This is a genomic window from Stagnimonas aquatica, assembly GCF_003730135.1.
Classification (GTDB): domain Bacteria; phylum Pseudomonadota; class Gammaproteobacteria; order Nevskiales; family Nevskiaceae; genus Stagnimonas; species Stagnimonas aquatica.
Genome location: NZ_RJVO01000002.1, coordinates 28,574 through 50,100, shown reverse-complemented (window position 1 = coordinate 50,100; position 21,527 = coordinate 28,574). Strand labels below are relative to the sequence as shown.

15 protein-coding genes are annotated in these 21,527 nt (G+C 65.5%); 4 read left to right on the top strand and 11 right to left on the bottom strand.

What is annotated here, in order from left to right:
* Positions 1 to 10 precede the first annotated feature (10 nt).
* The gene (locus ED208_RS04735) at positions 11 to 874 is read right to left on the bottom strand and encodes a spermine/spermidine synthase domain-containing protein (RefSeq protein ID WP_158608435.1); all 864 of its coding nucleotides are present in this window, start codon (positions 872 to 874) and stop codon (positions 11 to 13) included.
* A gap of 190 nt (positions 875 to 1,064) precedes the next feature.
* Here ED208_RS04735 and ED208_RS04730 point away from each other — a divergent pair, with 190 nt between their 5' ends.
* Positions 1,065 to 1,241 carry a ribbon-helix-helix protein, CopG family gene (locus tag ED208_RS04730; protein WP_123210738.1) on the top strand — a complete coding sequence of 59 codons (177 nt, stop codon included), beginning with the start codon at positions 1,065 to 1,067 and terminating at the stop codon, positions 1,239 to 1,241.
* Positions 1,242 to 1,319: 78 nt separating this feature from the next.
* The gene (locus ED208_RS04725; protein ID WP_123210737.1) at positions 1,320 to 1,736 is read left to right on the top strand and encodes a GNAT family N-acetyltransferase; all 417 of its coding nucleotides are present in this window, start codon (positions 1,320 to 1,322) and stop codon (positions 1,734 to 1,736) included.
* 108 nt (positions 1,737 to 1,844) lie between these two features.
* On the opposite strand, the gene ED208_RS04720 is transcribed toward ED208_RS04725, so the two are convergent.
* From ED208_RS04720 to ED208_RS04690, 7 genes are all read right to left on the bottom strand, one after another.
* Positions 1,845 to 4,037, bottom strand: a complete 2,193-nt coding sequence (locus ED208_RS04720; RefSeq protein ID WP_123210736.1) for a RelA/SpoT family protein — start codon at positions 4,035 to 4,037, stop codon at positions 1,845 to 1,847.
* Positions 4,038 to 4,076: 39 nt separating this feature from the next.
* Positions 4,077 to 4,580 (bottom strand): cupin domain-containing protein, encoded by a 504-nt coding sequence (locus ED208_RS04715; RefSeq protein WP_123210735.1) that lies wholly within the window; start codon positions 4,578 to 4,580, stop codon positions 4,077 to 4,079.
* Positions 4,581 to 4,610: 30 nt separating this feature from the next.
* Entirely contained in the window at positions 4,611 to 6,482 is a 1,872-nt protein-coding gene (gene recQ / locus ED208_RS04710; protein ID WP_123210734.1) for a DNA helicase RecQ, read from the bottom strand.
* Between the two features lie 58 nt (positions 6,483 to 6,540).
* Positions 6,541 to 9,267 carry an InlB B-repeat-containing protein gene (locus tag ED208_RS16995; protein WP_267897945.1) on the bottom strand — a complete coding sequence of 909 codons (2,727 nt, stop codon included), beginning with the start codon at positions 9,265 to 9,267 and terminating at the stop codon, positions 6,541 to 6,543.
* 430 nt (positions 9,268 to 9,697) lie between these two features.
* Positions 9,698 to 11,725: an acetate--CoA ligase gene (gene acs, locus ED208_RS04700; protein WP_123210732.1), complete on the bottom strand. Its 2,028-nt coding sequence runs from the start codon at positions 11,723 to 11,725 to the stop codon at positions 9,698 to 9,700.
* 49 nt (positions 11,726 to 11,774) lie between these two features.
* A complete protein-coding gene (locus tag ED208_RS04695; RefSeq protein ID WP_123210731.1) occupies positions 11,775 to 13,421 on the bottom strand; it encodes a cation acetate symporter in 1,647 nt (548 codons plus the stop codon).
* A 19-nt stretch (positions 13,422 to 13,440) separates the two neighbouring features.
* Positions 13,441 to 13,797 (bottom strand): DUF485 domain-containing protein, encoded by a 357-nt coding sequence (locus tag ED208_RS04690; protein ID WP_123211205.1) that lies wholly within the window; start codon positions 13,795 to 13,797, stop codon positions 13,441 to 13,443.
* 180 nt (positions 13,798 to 13,977) lie between these two features.
* Between ED208_RS04690 and ED208_RS04685 the strand changes: the two genes are divergently transcribed.
* Both ED208_RS04685 and ED208_RS04680 read left to right on the top strand, forming a co-directional pair.
* On the top strand, positions 13,978 to 17,460 hold the full coding sequence (locus tag ED208_RS04685; RefSeq protein ID WP_199720513.1) for a hybrid sensor histidine kinase/response regulator: 3,483 nt from the start codon (positions 13,978 to 13,980) through the stop codon (positions 17,458 to 17,460).
* A gap of 90 nt (positions 17,461 to 17,550) precedes the next feature.
* The gene (locus ED208_RS04680; RefSeq protein WP_123210730.1) at positions 17,551 to 18,579 is read left to right on the top strand and encodes an NAD-dependent epimerase; all 1,029 of its coding nucleotides are present in this window, start codon (positions 17,551 to 17,553) and stop codon (positions 18,577 to 18,579) included.
* A 19-nt stretch (positions 18,580 to 18,598) separates the two neighbouring features.
* Here ED208_RS04680 and ED208_RS04675 read toward each other — a convergent pair whose 3' ends face one another.
* From ED208_RS04675 to ED208_RS17670, 3 genes are all read right to left on the bottom strand, one after another.
* Positions 18,599 to 19,897, bottom strand: coding sequence for a methyltransferase family protein (locus tag ED208_RS04675; protein ID WP_123210729.1), 1,299 nt, complete (start codon positions 19,895 to 19,897; stop codon positions 18,599 to 18,601).
* Complete coding sequence (gene cysS / locus ED208_RS04670) at positions 19,890 to 21,269, bottom strand: cysteine--tRNA ligase (protein WP_123210728.1); 1,380 nt, start codon at positions 21,267 to 21,269, stop codon at positions 19,890 to 19,892. Before cysS ends, ED208_RS04675 begins: the two co-directional genes overlap by 8 nt.
* Positions 21,270 to 21,341: 72 nt before the next feature.
* Complete coding sequence (locus ED208_RS17670; RefSeq protein WP_267897941.1) at positions 21,342 to 21,464, bottom strand: hypothetical protein; 123 nt, start codon at positions 21,462 to 21,464, stop codon at positions 21,342 to 21,344.
* Between the last annotated feature and the right edge of the window lie 63 nt (positions 21,465 to 21,527).

Genomic DNA, 21,527 nt, shown 5'->3' with positions numbered 1-21,527 from the left:
CCGGGATTTTTTATGCCTGGGCCTGGACCTGGGCTCGGCGCAACTGTTGCAGCAAAGGCTGGAAATCCAGGCGGCAGGCGCGGCTCAGCGCCACGGCGCGCGCTTCTGCGTCGGTCCAGTCCCGCAGGGACCAGGGCCATCGGCTGGCAAATACCAGCCGGTTGTCGTTGGCCTGGGCGTTGAGCACCAGCACCTGGTCGTCGAAGGCGCTGCGCAGGTCTTCCAGCAAACGGCTGGCGCGACTGGCGACGCCGATCAGATTGATCACCGCGATGCCCTCATGACGCAGCTTGCCGCGCAGTTCGCGGAAGAACTCGGGGCTGCAGAAGCGACGCGCGGTGCCCTGGGCGTCGCAGCCGTCGAGCAGCACCACGTCGAGACCGGTGGTGACCTGGGAGAGGTGGTCGGCGGCGTCGGCGAGCACGATGCGGTGGCGTGCGTCCTCCGCTGGCAGCTGGAACAGACTGCCGAAGGCGAGCACCTCCGGATTGATTTCCACCGTGGTGATGCGGGTCTGCGGCAGGTGCCGGTAGCAGAACTTGGTCAGCGAGCCGCCGCCCAGGCCGACGATCATCAGCTCGCGCGGGTCCGGCAGCAGCGGCAGAAAGCCCATCATCTGCCGGGTGTAGCTGAGCGTCAGCGCGTCCGGGTAGTCCATCAGCATTTCGCTCTGCACATAGCGCAGGCTGAAGTGCAGGCGCCGCGAGCGGACGCTGTCGAGCGCGAACGGCCGCCGATAGCGACCATTGCGGATCCGCTTTAGCGCCTGCCTCAGGTCGGCATCGGCCGGCTCCCGCAGCCAGAGATGCTCCCCGCTGTAGAGGCCCTCGGCGGGCAGACGATGCCAACGGCGGCCGTCCGCGCCGGCGGGCAAGGCGAGAGGGTCGAGTGAGTTCGGGCGCAAGGTAAGGGCGGCCTCGGTGGGGACTGCGGGTGCGGAGCTTTCGGTGCGACATGTGAATGACATGTGCGTAAGATGATAACAAAATGCCCTGGTCTTCCCTCCTTGCAGCGCTATTTGCTGCGCTGGGGAACCGCTTTTTCCCAGTGCTAGGATTCGGCCCATGGAAACCAAAACTGCCCGTCTGACCGTGCTGATCGACCCGGACAAGAAGGAGGCGTTCGAGCAGCTCTGCGCCCGCCAGGATCAGACTGCCTCACAAGTGGTGCGGCAGCTGATCCGCGACTATCTGGCCAAACACGGGGTTTCTTACGGCCGGGACGACGCCGGGCGTGGCTGAGGCGGGTGGCGGTCATTGCATTCCGGTGTCGGGGACGCCAGCGGTTTGAACGCACTCCGGAACTGGCGTCTACGGCCCATGACCGTGGCAGACCTCGACGCCTGCCTGGCCCTGTGGCGACGGTGCGAAGGACTGGTGCTGCGCGAGGCCTGCGACCAGCCTCCCGCCCTGGCTGCTTTCCTCGAGCGCAATCCGGGCTTCAGCTGGGTGGCGGAAACGGAGCGGGCGCAGGTGATCGCGGCGGTGCTGTGCGGCCACGATGGCCGGCGCGCCTACCTCTACCATCTCGCGGTCGATCCGTCGTGGCGGCGCCTGGGCTGCGGGCGGGCCTTGCTGACTGCGGTTCGGCAGCCGCTGAAGGCCGCCGGCATCAGCCGCTGCCATGCCTTTGTCCGCACCGATAACGCCTCGGCACTTCGTTACTGGGAGCGTCTGCAGGCCGAGCGCAGGACCGACATCCAGTTGTTCACGGTGCGATTCGCTGACGAGGTTTAAGCCGACAGCGCGCCTGCAGAAATGCGTTGGCCCCCTGGGGAGCAGGCTCGGTCAGCGAGCCTCTGGCGGGGTGTATCAACTGCCGTCGGCACATCGGCCGTCGCCGCGCTAGGAACGGCTCACCCGCTCCACGGCAGACAGGCGTCGCACCCGCTTGATGACTCGGGCGAGGTGGATACGGTCTTTCACGGTGATCAGGAAGCGCATCTCCACCGCCTCTTCGGCGCCGGACCGATCAGGCATCTGCACGTTCTCGATGGAGCTGCCGGCCTCGGAAATCTCGCCGGCGACGCTGGCCAGCAGGCCACGGCGGTTGTGCGCCTTGAGCTTGAGCTCGGCCAGGAAGTCGCCCTGCACCTTCTCCGACCACACCAGGGCGATCCGCTCGCCCGGGCCGCCCTTGCGCGCCTGCACGTGTTCGCAGTCGAGGCGGTGGATGATGATGCCGCGGCTGGCCGAGACGTAGCCAATGATCGGATCGCCGGGAATCGGCCGGCAGCAGCGGGCGTAGTCGATCACCAGACCCTCGGTGCCCTCGACCGCCAGCGGCATGGAGTCGCTGGAGCGGGTGCCGGTGGCCGATTCCGGCAGGAAGTGGCGCGCCACCAGCGGCGCCAGTCGCTCGCCGGTGCCGATGGAGATGAACAGATCCTCCAGCTCCTCCAGCTGGTAGCTGGCCAGCACCGGAGCCGCTGCCTTGGCATTGAGCACGGTCGGCGGCAGCTTGAGTTCGCGCAGGGCGATTTCCAGCAGACGGCGACCGAGCCGGATCGCCTCGTCCTCGCGCTGTTCCTTCAAGAAAGCGCGGATGCGAGAGCGTGCCTTGGCGGTCTTCACGTAGTTGAGCCAAGCGGCGTTGGGCCGCGCGTGACGGGAGGTGATGATCTCCACCGTCTGGCCATTCTTGAGTGGCGTGTTGAGCGGTTCCAGATGGCCCTCGATACGGGCGGCGACGCAGTGATCGCCCAGCTCGCTGTGCACGGTGTAGGCGAAATCCACCGGCGTCGCCCCCTTGGGTAGCCGGCGGATCTGGCCCTTGGGCGTGAACACGTAGACCTCGTCCGGGAACAGATCGACCTTGACGTTCTCAACCAGCTCCTGCGCGCCGTCGCTGCCCTGCGAGTCCAGCAGCATCTGCAACCACTCGCGGGCACGCGCCTGCGGCGCGGAGTTGGCGGCATCGCGTCCGCCCAGCTTGTACTGCCAGTGCGCGGCGATGCCGCTCTCGGCGATGTGGTGCATCTCGCGGGTGCGGATCTGGATCTCGATCTTCTTGCCTTCGGGGCCGACGCAGGTGGTGTGCAGACTCTGGTAGCCGTTGCCGCGGGCATTGGCGATGTAGTCGTCGAACAGACCCGGCACCGGCTTGTAGACGTGGTGGACGATGCCCAGCGCGCGGTAACACTCATCGAGCTTGGCGACCACGATGCGAAAGCCCAGCAAGTCCATTACGTCGAGAAACTTCAGCCGCTTCTTCTGCATCTTGCGGTAGATGCTGTAGTAGCTCTTCTGGCGGCCGATCACGGTGGCGCCGATGCCTTCCTCGGCGAGTGCTTTCGACAGCCGCTGCTCAATCTCGCGGATCAGGCTCTTCACATCGCCCAGACGCTCGCCCACCGCCTTGACGAACACCTCGTAGCGTTGCGGATGCAGGTTGGCAAAGGCCAGATCCTCCAGCTCGCGGCGCAGGGTGTTGATGCCCAGGCGCTGCGCGATGGGCGCGTAGATCTCCAGGGTTTCCTGGGCGATGCGGCGCTTCTTCTCCGGCGCCATCGCACCCAGGGTGCGCATGTTGTGGAGACGGTCGGCGAGCTTGACCAGGATCACCCGCAGGTCGTCGGTCATCGCCAGCAGCAGCTTGCGGAAACTCTCCGCCTGCCGCTCGACGCGGCTCATGCCCTCGATCTTCTCGATCTTGGAAACGCCATCCACGAGCTTCGCCGCCTCGGAACCAAACTGGCGGGCGATCTCGTCCTTGGACACCGAGGTGTCCTCGATCACGTCGTGCAGGATCGCGGCGATCAGGGTGACGTGATCCAGCCGCATCTCGGCGAGGATGCGCGCCACCGCCAGCGGATGGTAGATGTAGGGCTCGCCGCTGCTGCGGTTCTGCCCGGCGTGCATCTCGGCGCCGAAGTTGTAGGCGCGGCGCACCTCGGCGACCTGCTCTTCCGGCAGGTACTCGTTGAGCAGACGTACCAGAGTCTCGATACCGAACTCCCGCGCCACCCGCTGCGTGCGCAGCGCGGTGCCGATCTTCTGGATCAGCGGACGCGGCGAGAAGGGGCTGGGGGTATCCATGCCGGGGAGTATATTGGGCGACCGGGCCTCGCTGGTGACTCAGTACGGCCTGCCGTCCTTGTGCAAGGGCAGCATCTCGCGCCGGGAGCCGCCATCCGGCTGCGCGACCTGCTGGTAGCGAAGCAGCAGATCGTCGTCCGGGTAGTGCGCCTCGTCGTCGTCGTCGCGGGTGCCGACCTCCAGATAGACCGCGACCGAGTCCCCGCGATTCACCAGTTGATGGCCATCGCCATTGCCGGCCGGGTAGCCGGCGCAGTCACCGGCCCGGAGGACTTGCTCGCCTGCGTCCGTGCGCAGCACCAGCTCGCCCTCCAGCAGGTAGACGAACTCTTCCTCGTGGGTGTGCCAATGGCGCAGCGCCGACTGGCCGCCCGGCCCGAGGCGGACCAGATTCACGCCGAACTGCGTCAGGCCCAGCGCCGGTCCCAGGCGCCGCTTTACACGGTCGCCCATGCGTGACTTGTAAGGCTCGGGGTAGCCGCTGCCGCGAAGCTCGGGCAGGCTGGCGGGATCGAGCGCGGGCAGTCGCAGAGCGTCGGACATGATGGTCTCCGATGGCGGATTCGGGACAGTTTAGGTCGGTGCCAGCGCCTCGCGAATCGCGCTGGTGAAGGCTTCGCCATAGTGCTTGAGCTTGGCTTCGCCGACGCCGGGTATCTCCGCGAAGGCGGTGAGCGTTGCCGGCTGCTGCTGCGCCATGGCGCGCAGCGCGGCGTCGGCGAACACGACATACGGTGGCACGCCCTGTTCGTCGGCGAGCCGTTTGCGCAGGGCGCGCAGGTGCTGGAACAGCCGCTCCTCGGCGCCGGCCAGCGGCACCGCTTCGGTGGCGCTGCGGTTGCCGCGCCCACGCGGCGGTGCTTTCTCGGCCTTCGGTGGCGCCGCCAGCTCGACCCGACGCTCGCCCTTGAGCACCTGCCAGCTCCCGGCGGTGAGCGTCAGCACCGGATAGCCGTCCTGCGTCTCGCCCAGCAGGCCCTCGTGCTTGAGCACACGCGCCAGATGCCGCCAGTCCTCCACCGGCCGGTCCTTGCCGAGCCCGTAGGTGCTGATCGTCTCGTGGTTCTGGCGGATCAGCTTCTCGGTTTTCGCCCCGCGCAGGATGTCGATGATGTGCCCGGCGCCGAAGCGCTGGTTGAGCTTCGCCAGCCGGGCGACGGTGGAGAGTAGTTGCTGGGCGGGGACCGTCCAGTCCTCGGTGACGCGCGGTGTGGTGCAGTTGTCGCAGGCGCCACAGGGGCCGACGAAGGTTTCGCCGAAATAGGCGAGCTGCACCTGCCGCCGGCAGGCGCTGGTCTCGGCGTAGTCCAGCACCTGGCGCAACTGCTGGCGCGCCTGGCGCTGCTCTTCCAGCAGGGGCTCGCTGGTGACCGGATCGAGCTTCTGGGCGATCAGGAACTCGGCGGTGTGGATGTCGCCGGCGCCGAAGTAGAGCGTGCATCGTGCCGGCTCGCCGTCGCGGCCGGCGCGGCCGGCCTCCTGGTAGTAGCCCTCCAGCGACTTCGGCAGGTCGTAGTGCAGTACCCAGCGCACGTCGGGCTTGTTGATGCCCATGCCGAAGGCCACCGTGGCGACCATCACCGAGACGTCATCGCGGATGTAGCGTTCCTGGTTCTGGCTGCGGGTCTCGGCGTCGAGGCCGGCGTGGTAGGGCAGGGCGGCGATGCCATCGGCCCGGAGCTTCTGGCTCAGCTCGTCCACCCGCTTGCGCGACAGGCAGTAGACGATGCCGGCGCCACCGGCGCGCGCCTGCGCCAGCAGCTCGCCGTAGGTGCGCGAGGTCTTGGGTTTGACCGCGTAGTAGAGGTTGTGGCGGTCGAAGCTGGCGACGTGCACCGCCGGTTCCCGCAATGCCAGTTGGCGGATGATGTCGCTCCGCACCCGGGGCGTGGCGGTGGCGGTGAAGGCGTAGACCGGCACCTGTGGAAAGCGCTCGCGCAGACGCGACAGTTGCCGGTACTCGGGGCGGAAGTCATGGCCCCATTCGCTGACGCAATGCGCCTCGTCGAGCGTGAACGCGGAGATGCCCTGCGCTTCCGCCAGACGCGGCAGGAAGCCGTCGAGGAATTCGCTGCTCAGCAAGCGTTCGGGCGCCAGGTACAGCAGCTTGATCTCGCCGCGCAGCAAGGCGCCCATGCGCTCGCCGCCTTCGCCGGCCTTGAGGCTGGAGTTGAGGAAGGTGGCGGCGATGCCGTTGTCGGCCAGGAGCCGCACCTGGTCCTGCATCAGCGCGATCAGCGGCGAGACCACCACCATCACTCCCGGCATCAGCAGCGCCGGCAACTGGAAGCAAAGACTCTTGCCGCCGCCGGTGGGCATTACCGCCAGAAGGTCGCGGTGTGCCAGGGCATCAACAACGATGGACTCCTGGCCGGGGCGGAAGTGATCGAAACCGAAGTGCTGCTTGAGGGACGTCTGGAGTGAAAGTTGGAGGGGATTTTGCATCCCGCTAGTGTCGGGCCATGGCGGCTCCCCGCCAACTGTTGGATCGTCGCTTTTGAAACTAAGGTGGTAGCTGCGCCGGCTTTTGGCGATATAGCACTTGCTCGGTGCTGACGATCAGGTAGGCCCTATTTTCATCAAGGCGTCCCTTGACCAGCGCCGGAAGAATGTCTGTCAGTGCCCCATCTGACCAGATCTTGGTTTTATTCTGGTGCCAAAGTAGAGCACTGTGCCCACCCACAGATTGCACAGTTGTGGGGCTTGGCACTGGTTCCAAGGCATTGATGGAACCGTCGGAGCTGCGAATTTTGATCTGGGTGCTATCTCCCAGTGGCTCGGACCAGACCACCAGGCTGCCTTTCGCGCCGTGGAAGGCACTAAAGGCTGGACTAAGGATGGACTGCACCGCAGGCGCGCTGTAGGCAGCGTGTACCAGCTGCTTTGCGCCATCGGCCAACTCCCTTTGCCACACCACGCTGCTACCGTTGGTGCTCACTTTTCTATCGTGATTGCCATCTGCGCTGAGCTTGGTCGATGTGGTGGTGGCGGTGTTGTAGAGGTACACACTTTGCTCTGACGGGCCGCCGCCGCTTGATTGCATCGATGCCCAGTAAAACACCGTCGCGCTGTCGTCGCTGTTTGCCTGCAGATCGAAGCCATCGGAGCCCAGGGTTTGGCCGCTCTGTCGACTAATCACCGATTCCATTCCCGTTTCGAGATTGCGGACGCGCAACGAATTGGTCGTGCTCCAAGCCACGAACGGCCACTTGGCTACGGGATTGATGCTAGCGGCATTGGCTGGCCCATGATCCGTGATCGCACCGGCGTTCCAGACCCGAAGTCTGGCGAAGTTGTTTTCAGGTGGGCGACTGGACCAGACCACGCGCGTACCGGCAATCTGGAAGCTCGACGCACCGGTTTCCGAATCCAGGTTTGTGATCAAGGATTCGCTTCCGGAGAACTGCCGCAGGCGGATTTCTCTATTGCTGGTGCGGTACAGGATCTTGCCGTCTTTGGCGTCCAGCAGTTCTCCACCCGCACCCAAGGACAGCAGGCGCTCAAACTGCGTTGCCGCGAGTGGCGCGTAGATTATTGGAGTGGACAGGCTGCTGAGGTTGTTGCCAGCATCGCGCGCCGAAACTTTCAGTGTGTAGGTTCCCTCCGGGAGGCCTGACAGGTCGTAGCTAACTGAGAAGTCGTTTCCGGACGTCTTGAGTATGGTGATGTCGCCCAGCGTAACCGTGATTTTCGGGTCCGGCTGATCGTCATTGACCTGTCCGGAGATTTGCAGCTCGGTTCCGACGATGGACCATTGCTCCGGACTGGTCAGATGTATACGGGGATAGTTGTTGACCTCGAAGGTCTTTGTCAGGGTGAGCGATTCGGCGTGAGCGTCGGTAACGACTGCGCTTACGACGTGGGTGCCAGCCGTGGCCGTTCGTGTATCCCACTCCCAAATGTAGGCGTCGGCGTCGCCTTCGAACTCGCATTCGTCCGGGTTGGCGCAGCCGTTCTTCTGACTTAGCGAAAGGGTTTGCTCATTGTCCAGATAAAACGTGACGTTGGTGATGGCTGTGTCGGACGCGGCGGTAACAATTGCCCGCACCACACCGCCCGATCCTTTGATCTGCAGGTTTGCGTTCAAGTCCGGGTTCGCCACTTCGGCTGTGCGTTTGATCAGCACATAGTTGTCCGATCCGAACCGAATTCTTGCGTTGAGCAGGTGAGAGCCGTTGCCCCACGCCGGTGTTGACCAGGTGGCCGGAAACAGCGGCCCCACTGTGCCGCTGGTCAGTTCGCGGGTATCGACGAAGTAGGTGACCCTTGTTGGGTTGCCCACAACGGACTGAATGCTCAGTTGCACCGAGCCAACAAGTGGTTCGTTCTGATCGAGGGCGATGCTCGCTCCCAAGGTGGGATCGACGGTCAGTGCCGCAGCTCCGGATGCGGTGCTCAGCACCGCTTGTCCGGAGGGTCGAAGGGATACCACGCGGTAGCGCCGTTTTTCGCTGGTTGATCGCAGCCAGGTGTATGTATTTCCTTGGCCCTCTGTAGCAGACAGGGACTCCTCGACCTCCCAGGTCGAAGCCTTCGCATTCGTGGCCGGCTGCGACTCGACACGGTATGCAGATTCGTCGGTCAAAACGTCTTGCCAAGTCAAGGTGAGTGTCGCCGTGTCAGGCGTGTACTCGGCACTGAGATTGGCATTCGCAATCTCTGGGGGTGTCGGCAGGAAGCGCGCGGCTACACTGCGGCCTGTCGACATGGTGATTTGGCACTCGCCAATGCCCGAACACGGAGCGCCCCAGCTATCGAACGTCGAATCATCTTCGGCGGTGGCCGAAAGACGCACGGTACTACCTTGTGAGAAGTTGGCGGTACAGGTGGTTGGGCAATCGATGCCCGATGGAACCGAAACTACGCGGCCCAGACCAGTTCCGGTCAAGGAAACGGTCAGGATTTTCGGGGTCTCGATGGGCTTTTGTAAGAAGCGGGCGGAGACACTTCGGTCTGCCGACATGGTGAGTTGGCACTCGCCAGCTCCTGAACACGGAGTGCCCCAGCTATCAAAGGTCGAGTCGTCGATGGCGGTGGCCGAAAGACGCACGATGCTGCCTTGTGGGAAATTAGCGGTACAGGTAGTCGGGCAATCAATGCCCGATGGAACCGAGACTACGCGGCCTTGTCCTGTGCCCGTCGAAGAAACTGCCAACGCTCTCGTCGGTTCTGGAGGTGTATCAGTCCCACCACTACCTCCACCTCCACATGAGCTCAACAGCAAGACCACACAGGCTAGGCCATAGGCGATTGCGGCTCGAGGCCAGTTTGCCGAGGCGGGGCCGATTTCTTGTGTGTGGATCCAAGCCGCCGGAGAAAAGAAAGTAATCACTGTTCGCCCCCCCCCTACACCGTGGTTAACGCTAGAAACGAAGGCCACCGAGAAGCTAATTCTCCGCACCCTAGTGAAACCAGCGTTGTCCCGTTTTCCCTAACGTCCCCAGAATCTGAAGTCCCTCACCGAAGTCAGGAACAATCGGCACTTCTCCGCTTTCTAGCCGATAGCTGCACCCTATCTTAGTACTACCCTCTGGGCGAGGTAATCTGTGATCTGGCTCTTAATTCTGTGGACGAATAAAGCGCGCCGTTCAAGGACCAAGCAAATTCGGTCCTTGAACGGGTGCTGAAAACGACGTTCAGTTGAGTGCCAATGATGTGTTTCAGCCGCGCCCGGCCAGTTGCGCGACGATGGCGGGGTTTTCCAGGGTGGAAATATCCTGGGTGATGTCCTCGCCCTTGGCGATCGAGCGCAGCAGGCGGCGCATGATCTTGCCGCTGCGGGTCTTGGGCAGGCCATCGGCTAGGCGGATGTCGTCGGGCTTGGCGATGGCGCCGATCTGCTTGGCGACGTGCTCGCGCAATTCCTTGACCAGGGCATCGGCCTCGGCGCCGGTGGGGCGCTGGCCCTTGAGGATCACGAAGGCGAATACCGCCTCGCCCTTGACCTCGTGCGGCCGTCCGACCACTGCCGCCTCGGCGACACGCGGATGGCTGACCAGGGCCGACTCCACTTCCATGGTGCCCAGGCGATGGCCGGAGACATTGAGCACGTCATCGACGCGACCCATGATCCAGTGATAGCCGTCGGCGTCGATGTGGGCGCCGTCGCCGGCCACGTAGTACTTGTTGTTGAACTGGCCCCAATAGGCGGAGCGATAGCGTGCGTTGTCGCCCCAGATGGTGCGCAGCATCGACGGCCAGGGTTTGGTGATGACCAGATAGCCGCCCTGACCGGGCGCGGTCACCGGCTCGCCGGTTTCATCGACGATGGCGGTGAAGATGCCGGGCAGGGGCTTGGTGCAGGAGCCGGGCTTGGTCGGAACCGCGCCCGGCACCGGCGCGATCATGATGGCGCCGGTCTCGGTCTGCCACCAGGTATCGACGATCGGCAGCTTCTCCTTGCCGATGACGCGGTGATACCACATCCAGGCTTCCGGATTGATCGGCTCGCCGACGCTGCCGAGCAGGCGCAGCTTCGACAGGTCGTACTTGTTGGGCCACTCCTCGCCGAGCTTCATCAGCGCGCGGATCGCGGTGGGGGCGGTGTAGAAGATGGTGACGCCGTGCTCCTGGGCGATCTTCCAGAAGCGACCGGCGTCGGGCACCGTGGGCGCGCCCTCGTAGATCATCACCGTCGCGCCGTTGCTCAAGGGGCCGTAGGCGACGTAGCTGTGGCCGGTGATCCAACCGACGTCGGCAGTGCACCAGAACACGTCGTCCGGCTTCAGGTCGAAGACCCACTGGGCGCTCAGGTGCGCACCGAGCAGGTAGCCACCGGTGGAATGCTGGATGCCCTTGGGCTTGCCGGTGGAGCCGGAGGTGTAGAGCAGGAACAGCGGATGCTCGGCGTCCACCCATTCCGGCTCGCAGCGCTCGGACTGCGTGGCCAGCAACTCGTGCCACCAGAGATCGCGGCCGGCGACCATGGGCACGCCGTGGTCGGTGCGCTTCAAGACGATGACCTTGGTGATGCTCGGGCCGCCAGCCGACAGCGCCTCGTCCACCGCCTTCTTCAGCTCGACGATGTTGCCGCCGCGCCAGCCACCATCGGCGGTGATGACCAGCTTGGCGCCGGCATCCTCGATACGGTCCTTCAGCGAGCTGGCCGAGAAGCCGCCGAACACCACCGAGTGGGTGGCGCCGATGCGCGCGCAGGCCTGCATGGCGATCACCGCCTCGGCGCTGTGCGGCAGGTAGATCACCACGCGGTCGCCGACCTGCACGCCCAGGCTCTTGATGGCGTTGGCGAGCTTGCAGACTTCCGCGTGCAACTGCTTGTAGGTGTAGGTGCGGACATCGCCCTTTTCACCCTCGAAGCGGATCGCGAGCTTGTCGCCCTGGCTGCCGAGGTGCCGGTCCAGGCAGTTGACCGAGACATTGGTCTTGCCGTCGGCGAACCAGCGGTAGTTGGGGGCCTGGCTGTCGTCCAGCACCTGGCGGAACGGCGTCTGCCAGTGCAGGTTCTCCTTGGCCAGACGGCCCCAGAACGCGGTGAAGTCGGCTTCCGCCTCGGCGTGCAGCGCGGCCAGCCTGTCGGCATCGAGGCCGGCCTTGGCGACGAACGCGGCACTGGGCGGGAATACCCGGCTTTCCTCAAGCACGGATGCGATGGAACTCACGGTCTTGTCCTCCTGGGTTGGAACGGCGGCCCCGCTGCGGGAGCCTTCATAGGGCGCGTATGGCTTCATTTCGAGTATGCCTCAGCGGGGTCTTGGGATCGTCGCGCGACGGCCGTGCTCAGTGGCTGGCGGCGGTGCTCGCGCCGTAGCCGGTTTCCGAGCGGATCATCTGCGCCTGGAAGCGGCCCTGCTCGCGGCGTGCGCGGGCGCTGGAGTCGGTCACCGAGCCCAGCCAGCAGCCGAAGAAGGCGATGGCCATGCTGAACAGCGCCGGGTTGTCGTAGGGGAAGATCGCAGCGGCGTGGCCGAAGGTCTTCACCCACACCGCCGGGCCGATCACCGTGAGGGTCACCGCCGTCACCAGGCCCAGGCCGCCACCGAGCACCGCGCCGCGGGTGGTGAAGCCCTTCCAGAAGATCGACATCAGCAGGATCGGGAAGTTGGCCGAGGCGGCGACCGCGAAGGCCAGGCCGACCATGAAGGCGACGTTCTGCTTCTCGAACAGGATGCCCAGGATGATCGCCAGGACGCCCAGGGCCAGGGTCGCCATCTTGGAGACGAACACCTCGTCCTTGTCGTTCACCTGCCCCTTGCGGAACACGCTGGCGTAGAGATCGTGCGAGACCGCGCTGGCGCCGGACAGCGTCAGTCCGGCCACCACCGCCAGGATGGTGGCGAAGGCCACCGCCGAGATGAAGCCGAGGAAGACATCGCCGCCGACCGCATGGGCGAGGTGGATGGCGGCCATGTTGTTGCCGCCGCGCAGACCCTTGTCATCGAGGTAGAAGGTGTCGGTGCCGACCAGCACGATGGCGCCGAAGCCGATGATGAAGGTGAGGATGTAGAAGTAGCCGATGAAACCGGTGGCGTAGAACACGCTCTTGCGGGCTTCCTGGGCATCCTTGACGGTGAAGAAGCGCATCAGGATGTGCGGCAGGCCGGCGGTGCCGAACATCAGCGCCAGGCCGAGGGAGATCGCCGAGATCGGATCCTTGACCAGGGTGCCGGGCGCCATGATGGCGTTGTGGTCCTTGTGCACCTCGACCGCGCGGGAGAACAGGGTGTCCAAGGAGAAGCCCATCTTCTGCATGACCATGTAGGCCATGAAGCTGGCGCCGCCGAGCAGCAGCACCGCCTTGATGATCTGCACCCAGGTAGTGGCGAGCATGCCGCCGAAGGTCACGTAGACGATCATCAGCACGCCGACCGCGACCACGGCGGTGGAATAGTCCAGGCCGAACAGCAGCTTGATGAGCTGGCCGGCGCCGACCATCTGCGCGATCAGATAGAACGACACCGTGGTCAGCGTGCCGACCGCCGCGAGGGTGCGGATCGGCTTCTGCTCCAGGCGGTAGCTGGCGACGTCGGCGAAGGTGTACTTGCCGAGATTGCGCAGGCGTTCGGCGACCAGGAAGGTGACCACTGGCCAGCCGACCAGGAAGCCGATGGAGTAGATCAGGCCGTCGAAGCCGGAGCCGAACACCAGGGCGGAGATGCCCAGGAAGCTGGCGGCGCTCATGTAGTCGCCGGCGATGGCGAGGCCGTTCTGGAAGCCGGTGATGCCGCCGCCGGCGGCGTAGAAGTCGGCACGCGACTTGGTGCGTCGCGCTGCCCAGTAGGTGATGCCCAGCGTCAGCGCCACGAAGGCGAAGAACATGCTGATGGCGGTCCAGTTGGTGGCCTGCTTCACGGCCTCGCCCTCGAGGGCGGCAGCGAAGACCGGGCTGGCGGCGAAGGCCGCGAACAAGCTCAGGATGCGTTTCATGGCGAGGTCCTCGAATGGCCTACTTGTTCTGAGCGGCACGGACCGCGTCGGCGGTCAGGCGGTCGAAATGGGTGTTGGCGCGGCGCACGTAGATGCCGGTCAGCACGATGGCCGAGAGGATCACGCCGAGGCCGAGCGGGATGCCGAGGGTGATGACGCCATCCAGCGGCATCGCCAGCGTCTGCTTGCCGAAGGCGATCATCAGGATGAAGCCGTAGTAGATGACGCACATGGCGATGCTCAGGCGCACCGCCAGCGAGTTGCGGGTCTTCTGCAGTTGATGGAAGGCGGGGCTGTCGGCGATCCGTTGCAGATCGGCGCTCAGCGGCGGGGTTTCGGATGCCTCGTCACGCGGGGCGTGCAGGGTGGCGGCCATGGTCATGTTCTCCTCCAGCTTTTTGTGGTGCAGCGGGTGATCGCACTCTAGGAGCGCGGGCCGGAGGAAGGGAACGCGACTTTAGTCGGGTCGCCAATGCCGGCCCGCTAGGACTTTGGTCTAATCACCATCACGAGGAGTCGCGCCCCGAGAGTGCGGCCCCGCTTCCGAGGAGTCGCGATGCTGCCGGGTTGGTTGCTGTTTCTGGTCTCCGCGTCCTACGTGGGCCTGCTGTTCGGCATCGCCCACTACGGCGACCGCGTCAGTGCCTTTGGTCGCACGCCGGCGCAGCAGCCGCTGATCTACAGCCTGGCGCTGGGCGTTTACTGCACCTCCTGGACCTTCTACGGCGCGGTCGGCCGGGCCGCCGACAGTGGCTGGGATTTCCTGCCGATCTATCTCGGGCCGCTCTTGGTATTCGTGTTCGGCATGCCCTTGCTGTCGCGCATCATCGAGGTCAGCAAGCGCCACAACATCACCTCCATCGCCGACTTCATCGGTGCCCGTTACGGCCGCCATCAATCGCTGGCCCTGTGGGTGACCTTGATCGCGGTACTCGGCGTGCTGCCTTACATCGCCTTGCAGCTGAAGGCGGTGGCTTTCGGCTTTGAGGTGCTGGCCTCGCCGCTATCGCTTTCCGGCGGCCTCGGCCACCGCTATGGCGATAGTGCCCTGGTGGTGGCGGCCCTGCTGGCGGTGTTCGCGATCCTGTTCGGCACCCGCCAGGTGGTGTCCAGCGAGAATCACCACGGCATGGTGCTGGCAATCGCCTTCGAGTCGGTGATCAAGCTGCTGGCCTTTCTCGCGGTTGGTCTCTACGTCTGCTACGGGATCTACGACGGCTTCGGTGACGCCTACCAGCAGGCGTCGCGTTTACCGCAGCTCAGCGAGCCCTTGGCTCGCGCCGACTGGCAACTGGGATTCTGGACCCAGACGCTACTGGCGGCACTGGCGGTGATCTGCCTGCCTCGGCAGTTCCATGTCGCGGTGGTGGAGTCCACCTCGCCACGCGATCTGCGTCGCGCCCGCTGGGTGTTTCCGCTCTACCTGGTGCTGATCAGCCTGTTCGTGGTGCCGATCGCCACCGCCGGCCTGGCGCGTCTGCCGGCGGGGACGGCCGCCGATACCTATCTGCTGGCCTTGCCGCTGGCGAATGGCCACGGCCTGCTGTCGCTGGCCGCCTATCTGGGCGGCTTTTCGGCGGCGACCAGCATGGTGATCGTCGAGACCATCGCGCTCTCGACCATGCTCAGCAACGAGGTGGTGATGCCGGTGCTGCTGCGCTCACGGCGCCTGCGGCTGGGCGAGCGCGGCGATCTCAGCTGGCTGCTCAAGCTGGTCCGCCGGGTCGCCATCGTCGTCATCATCGCGGCGGCCTATCTCTACTATCGGCTGTTCACCGGTCTGGGCACGCTGTCGGCCATCGGCCTGCTGTCCTTCGCGGCGGTCGCGCAGTTCGCGCCGGCGGTGATCGGGGGAATGGTCTGGCGCGGCGGCAGTTATCGCGGCGCAGTCTGGGGCCTGCTGGTCGGCTTCTCTGTCTGGGCCTACACGCTCCTGCTGCCGGCGCTGCTGTCGGCGTCCGGCCAGGGCAGCGAACTGCTGGCCGAAGGGCCGTTGGGCGTCGCTGCCCTGCGGCCGCAGGCGCTGTTCGGGCTCGACGCCCTGGATCCGGTGGCACACGGCACCTTCTGGAGCCTGGCCACCAATCTGTGCTTCTACTTGCTGGTGTCCTGGCTGGCGCAGCCGCGCCTGGCCGAGCGTCTGCAGGCGGTGCAGTTCCTGACCCCGACCGGCGCGCCGCTGGTGGCGACACCGCCGGCGGCGACACCGGCGACCGTGGGCGATCTGCTGGCCCTGCTGGAACGGTTCCTGGGCAGCGAGCGTGCGCAATCGCTGCTGGGCGAGTTCAGCCGTCAGCGCGGCAAGCCGCTGCCCGTGGTGCAGGACCGCGCCGACCGCGAGCTGCTGCGCTTCACCGAACATCTGTTGGCCGGCGCGCTGGGCGCTTCCAGCGCGCGCCTGCTGCTGGCCTCGACGCTGCGCGGCCGCGACATGCTGCCGGAAGACGTGATTCGACTGCTCGATGAGACCAGTCACGCCATCGTTTTCTCTCAGGAGCGCCTGCGGGCGACGCTGGAACACCTCTCGCAGGGGGTCAGCGTGGTCGACAAGGATTTGCGGCTGGTGGCCTGGAACCGCCGCTACCAGGAACTGTTCGCCTATCCACCGGAGCTGATCCACGTTGGGCAGCCGATCGAGAACCTGTTCCGCCACAACGCCGAGCGCGGCCTGTTGGGCGAGGGCGATGTCGAGGCTCTGGTGGCGCGGCGCATGGAGCATCTGCAGCGCGGCACTGCGTACGTGCACGAGCGGGCTTTGCCAGACGGCACGGTGATCGAGATTCGCGGCATGCCGATGCCCAGCGGCGGTTTCGTGACCAGCTATTCCGACGTCACCGCCTACACCCGTGCCCAGCAGGCGCTGCGCGAGGCCAACGACACCTTGGAGACGCGGGTGGCCGAGCGTACCGGCGAACTGGCCGAGGCCAAGGCCGAGGCCGAGCGTGCCAATGCCGCCAAGACCCGTTTCCTGGCCGCCGCTTCGCACGATCTGGTGCAGCCGCTGCACGCCGCGCGCCTGTTTCTCGCGGCCGCCGACCGGTCGGCGGTGCCGGCCGACTCCGGCCAGTTGCTCGACCGCATCGGTGACTCCCTGCAGGCGGCAGAGCAGCTGCTGTCCGGCCTGCTGGATATTTCCAAGCTCGACGCCGGTGCCCTGCCAGTGCACCGCGAAACCTTCGCCGCCGGCCAAGTGCTGGACCCCTTGGCGCGCGAGTTCGAGGCGCTGGCGGCGGCCCGTGGCCTGCGCTTCCGGTACCGGCCCAGCGCCGCCCTGCTGCACAGCGATCCGGCCTTGCTGCGCCGGGTACTGCAGAACTTTCTGGGCAACGCCCTGCGCTACACCCGCAGCGGTGGCGTGCTGCTGGGTAGCCGTCGCAGTGGCGGTGGATTGCGACTGGAAGTCTGGGACACCGGCCCCGGCATTCCTGCCGACAAGCAGCGCGAAATCTTCGAGGAGTTCCGCCGCCTCCATGCTCAGGACGCAGTCGGTGAGCGCGGGCTGGGGTTGGGCCTGGCGATCAGCGAGCGCATTGCCCGTCTGCTCGGTCACCCTCTGGCCTTGGGTTCGCGCCTGGGACGGGGCTCGGTGTTCTCCATCACCGTGCCGCTGGGCAGCGTGGGCGATCTGGTCGTCCCGGCTCCGGTGCAGGACAAGAACCGCGCCGTCGAGTTGCGCTCCCGCATCCTGGTGGTCGACAACGAGCCCTTGGCACTGGCCGCGCTGACGGCGCTGTTGCAGCGCTGGGGGCATGAGGTGCTGGCCGCCACCAGTGCCGCAGAGGGGCTGCGCTTGTACGCCGACCGTCCGCCGCCGGATCTGATCCTCGCCGATTACCACCTGGACCACGGCGAGAGCGGCATTGAGGCCATCGCCCGTTTTCGCGCCCATTGGGGAGACGAGTTGCCCTGCGCGGTCATCACTGCCGACCCTACCCGCGCCGCCCGCGATGAGGCAGCTGCCCTGGGGCACGCCTTCCTCCAGAAACCGGTAAAACCGGCGGCCTTGCGTGCCCTGGTGCAGCGGTTGCTGGGTGGCTGAAGATGGTAGACCCAGCCAGGCGAGGGCGGTGGTTCATCCGTAACGGTAAAATCACGGCTCAGAATTCCTGCCTGCCTAGAGCCCTTGAACATGCCGCCGTCCCCGAGTTCCAGTCCCATCCTCCTCACCGGCGCGGCCGGATTTGTGGGCCTCCATGTCACTCGTGTGTTGCTCGCGCGGGGCGAGCGGGTCGTCGGCATCGACAATCTCAACGACTACTACTCGCCGCAGCTCAAGCATGACCGCCTGGCGACGCTCAAGGACGAAGCCGGATTCCAGTTCGAGCGTGGCGATGTCGCCGACGCGGAATTTCTGCGCCGCTGCTTCGAGACCCATCGTCCGCGGCGGGTAGTCCACCTGGCCGCGCAGGCCGGGGTGCGCTACTCGATCAGCAATCCGGGTGCCTACGTGCAAAGCAATCTGGTGGGCTTCGGCAACATTCTGGAGGTCTGCCGGGCCGCCGCCGTCGAGCACCTGGTCTACGCCTCTTCGTCCTCGGTATACGGCGCCAATAGCCGGCAGCCGTTCTCGGTGGCGGATGGTGTCAACCATCCGGTCTCGCTATATGCGGCGACCAAGAAGGCCAACGAGTTGATGGCCCACACCTATTCGCATCTCTACCGGATTCCCACCACCGGCCTGCGCTTCTTCACCGTCTACGGTCCCTGGGGACGGCCGGACATGGCCTATTTCAAGTTCACCCAGGCGGTCCTGGCTGGCGAGCCGATCGAGGTCTACAACCACGGCCAGATGCGCCGTGACTTCACCTACATCGACGACATCGTCGATGGCGTGGTGCGGGTGCTGGACCAACCGGCGCAGCCGAATCCGGACTGGGACAGCGATAGCCCCGATCCGGCCAGCAGCAACGCGCCCTACCGGGTCTACAACATCGGCAATCACCAGCCCGAGTCGCTGGAGGATTTCATCGCCGCCATCGAGCAGGCCACTGGCAAGCAGGCGATCAAGAAATACCTGCCGATGCAGCCGGGCGACGTGTTGAGCACCTATGCCGACATCAGCGCCTTGAACAAGGCGGTGGGCTTCGCGCCGCGCACGCCGATCTCGGTGGGTCTGCCGCGCTTCGTGGAGTGGTATCGCAGCTATTACCGCGTGTAGGCCCGTGCCGGAGGCGGGGCTACTGAATCACGCTCTGCGGTGGTTTGTAGCGCAACGCCGGCAGTTTTCGGCCCAAGCCGGCGAGCAGGCCGTGCTCGTTGATCCACAGTGCGTAGCGCACATAGGTCGGATCACGGCTCAGATGCGCCTCCTCGGTGCGGGCGCGCAGGAAGTAGACGCCATTGATGAGCAGCAGATGCAGGCAGTTGCTCAACGCCACCGCAGGTGACACCGCGACGAAGGGGATGGAGATCAGCCACCAGCTGAGATTCTTGCTCAGATAGGCCGGGTGCTTGCTGTAGCGGTAGGGGCCGTCGGTGATGACGCCGCGCGCGGTGAGGTTGGAAAAACGCAGGCCGAAGGCCACGGTCGATAGCGCATAGATCGCCAGCAGCGATACCAGCACCAGCGCCCAGACGAACTTCGCGCCCGGTAGGTCGGCAAGCCACTGGCCCCAGACGATGCCGTCCTCGTAGCGCAGGTACTGATTCTCGACCAGCGAGAAGAACGGCTGGTAGCACATCAGCGCCACCATCCAGCCGAGCGCGGTGGGCTCGGCCCAGCGGATGTGGGCGTCGAACAGGCGCAGCGTCATCGCATAGCCGATCACGCAGAACAGCAAGTCGACGGTGAAGGTGAGGTGGAACAGGAATTCGAACAGCGAGTAGCCGCCGTGCGGCAGGGCCAGCCAGGCGTTGTGGGCGCCGCGCACTTCCTGGCCGACGTAGACCGTCATCAGCGGCACGAAGAACCCCTTCACAGCCCAGCCGGCGAGATGGTTGACGATCAGCCTCCGGCTTTCGGCGCTGGGAGTCTGGCCGCGCAGCCAGAGCCAGGGCAGGCGGCCGAACTGCCAGTAGCCGTCCTCGGGCTCGCGCAGGCGACCGTCCAGCCACCAGAAGTAGAACGGTGCGGCGATCAGCATCGGGATGCCATACACCCGCAGCGCCCGCCAGAACGGCTGGTAGAAACTGCCGTGGTACTCCGGGAACAGCGCGTAGGCTCCGCCGATCAGGCCCAGGGTCATGCCCAGTCCGACTAGCTTGATCAAGACCCGCCCAAGATCTGGCTTGGCCGGACGGTCCCAGTCCAAACCACTGCTCGGATTCCGGTGGCTGCGCAGTACGAAGTGCTCGTGCAGGCCGATCAGCAGCGCGATCAGCAGGCCGGCAGTGAGGCCGTTGTCGTAGGGCGTGTTCGGTGAACTGGTCTGCCGCCAGGCCAGATAGGCCAGGCCAGCCACCGCCGCCAGGCAGTTGAAGCCGAAGCGGCTGGCGCTGGTCGGGCGTTGCAGTGGCTGGGCCGGGGTTTCAGGCATAGCGCCAGCGCATCCCGTCTTTGGAGTCTTCAAGCAGTACGCCCTCGGCTTTGAGCTGGTCGCGGATGCGGTCCGACTCCGCCCAGTTCTTGGCCTGCCGCGCGGCGAGGCGGGCGGCGATCAGGGCTTCGATGGCCTCGGCGCTGGGGCGGCCGACGGCGGCCTGCGGCGACCAGGAAAACCAGGCCTCCGGACTCTGCTGTAGCAAGCCCAGGAGCTTGCCGGCGTCGAGGATCTGCGCCTTCAGGCGGCTGCGCTCCTCGTCGGCTTCCGCCTTGTTGGCGGCGCGCACCAGCTCAAACAATTCGGCCAGCGCGGCTGGCGTGTTGAGGTCGTCCTCCAGCGCGGCGATGAAGCTATCCGGTGCGCCGACGCCGGGCGCCGGACTGACTTCGGCAAGCTCGCGCAGGGCGCCGTAGAGGCGGTCGAGCTTCTTGCGGGCATCGGCGACCACGTCCTCGTTCCAGTCCAGGGGCTGGCGGTAGTGGCCGGTGAGCAACACCAGGCGGATCACCTCGCCGGGCAGCAGCTTCACCAGATCGTGAACCAGGGTGACATTGCCGAGCGACTTGCTCATCTTCTCGCCGCGCATGTTGAGAAAGCCGTTGTGCAGCCAGTAGCGGGCGAAGGGCTTGCCGCCGTGGGCGCAGACGCTCTGGGCGATCTCGTTTTCGTGGTGCGGGAAAATCAGGTCATGGCCGCCGCCGTGAATGTCGATGGTTTCGCCCAGCAGGGCTTCGGCCATGGCCGAGCACTCGATGTGCCAGCCCGGACGGCCGCAGCCCCAGGGCGAGTCCCAGCCAGGTTGGTCGGTGCCGGACGGTTTCCACAGCACGAAGTCGCCCGCATGCTTCTTGTACGGTGCCACCTCAACGCGGGCGCCGGCCATCAGCGACTGCTCGTCGCGCTTGGAGAGCTGGCCGTAGTCAGGGAAGGACAGGGTGTGGAACAGCACGTGACCCTCGGCGGCGTAGGCATGGCCGCTGGTAATCAGTCGCTCGATCATGTGGATGATCTGCGGCAGGTGCTCGGTAACCCGGGGTTCGTGGTCGGGCAGGGCCACGCCCAAGGCCGCCAAGTCTTCGTGATAGGCGGCGGCATAGCGATCACTGATGGCGCGGATCGAGACACCTTCCTTCACCGCCGCCGCGTTGATCTTGTCGTCGATGTCGGTGATGTTGCGGGCATACACCACCTTCGGGTATCGCCGCCGCAGCAGCCGTGCGAGGGTATCGAAGACCACCGCCGGGCGGGCGTTGCCGATGTGGGCGTAGCTGTAGACGGTGGGTCCGCACACGTACATCGTCACCCGATCCGGGTGTAGTGGTGCGAAGGCTTCCTTTCGGCCGCTAAGCGTGTTGTGAAGTTGCATCGAGGGACGTTGCGAAGGGGCAAGCCTGCAACGATAGCGCTAATGCGCGTCCAGCGCGCTAGCCGCCGCGATTCAGAAAACGACGGTAACCAACAGCATGCCGGATGCCATGCCCATCAGGAATGCCCAGAAGCCCCAGACGTAGCGCGGTTTGATGCGGTTACGTGCCTCGCGGGAATCGTAGTACGTCAACATGGTTCTACTCGGCGGATAAACGATGCTTGTTGGGGGCACTAACCAACCGCTGGGTTTGTGCAA

Excerpts from the sequence above, each read along its gene's own strand:
- ED208_RS04730 (WP_123210738.1), top strand. The coding sequence starts at position 1,065 with ATGGAAACCAAAACTGCCCGTCTGACCGTGCTGATCGACCCGGACAAG.
- ED208_RS04725 (WP_123210737.1), top strand. The coding sequence starts at position 1,320 with ATGACCGTGGCAGACCTCGACGCCTGCCTGGCCCTGTGGCGACGGTGC.
- ED208_RS04720 (WP_123210736.1), bottom strand. The coding sequence starts at position 4,037 with ATGGATACCCCCAGCCCCTTCTCGCCGCGTCCGCTGATCCAGAAGATC.
- ED208_RS04715 (WP_123210735.1), bottom strand. The coding sequence starts at position 4,580 with ATGTCCGACGCTCTGCGACTGCCCGCGCTCGATCCCGCCAGCCTGCCC.
- recQ (WP_123210734.1), bottom strand. The coding sequence starts at position 6,482 with ATGCAAAATCCCCTCCAACTTTCACTCCAGACGTCCCTCAAGCAGCAC.
- acs (WP_123210732.1), bottom strand. The coding sequence starts at position 11,725 with ATGAAGCCATACGCGCCCTATGAAGGCTCCCGCAGCGGGGCCGCCGTT.
- ED208_RS04695 (WP_123210731.1), bottom strand. The coding sequence starts at position 13,421 with ATGAAACGCATCCTGAGCTTGTTCGCGGCCTTCGCCGCCAGCCCGGTC.
- ED208_RS04690 (WP_123211205.1), bottom strand. The coding sequence starts at position 13,797 with ATGGCCGCCACCCTGCACGCCCCGCGTGACGAGGCATCCGAAACCCCG.
- ED208_RS04685 (WP_199720513.1), top strand. The coding sequence starts at position 13,978 with ATGCTGCCGGGTTGGTTGCTGTTTCTGGTCTCCGCGTCCTACGTGGGC.
- ED208_RS04680 (WP_123210730.1), top strand. The coding sequence starts at position 17,551 with ATGCCGCCGTCCCCGAGTTCCAGTCCCATCCTCCTCACCGGCGCGGCC.
- ED208_RS04675 (WP_123210729.1), bottom strand. The coding sequence starts at position 19,897 with ATGCCTGAAACCCCGGCCCAGCCACTGCAACGCCCGACCAGCGCCAGC.
- cysS (WP_123210728.1), bottom strand. The coding sequence starts at position 21,269 with ATGCAACTTCACAACACGCTTAGCGGCCGAAAGGAAGCCTTCGCACCA.
- ED208_RS17670 (WP_267897941.1), bottom strand. The coding sequence starts at position 21,464 with ATGTTGACGTACTACGATTCCCGCGAGGCACGTAACCGCATCAAACCG.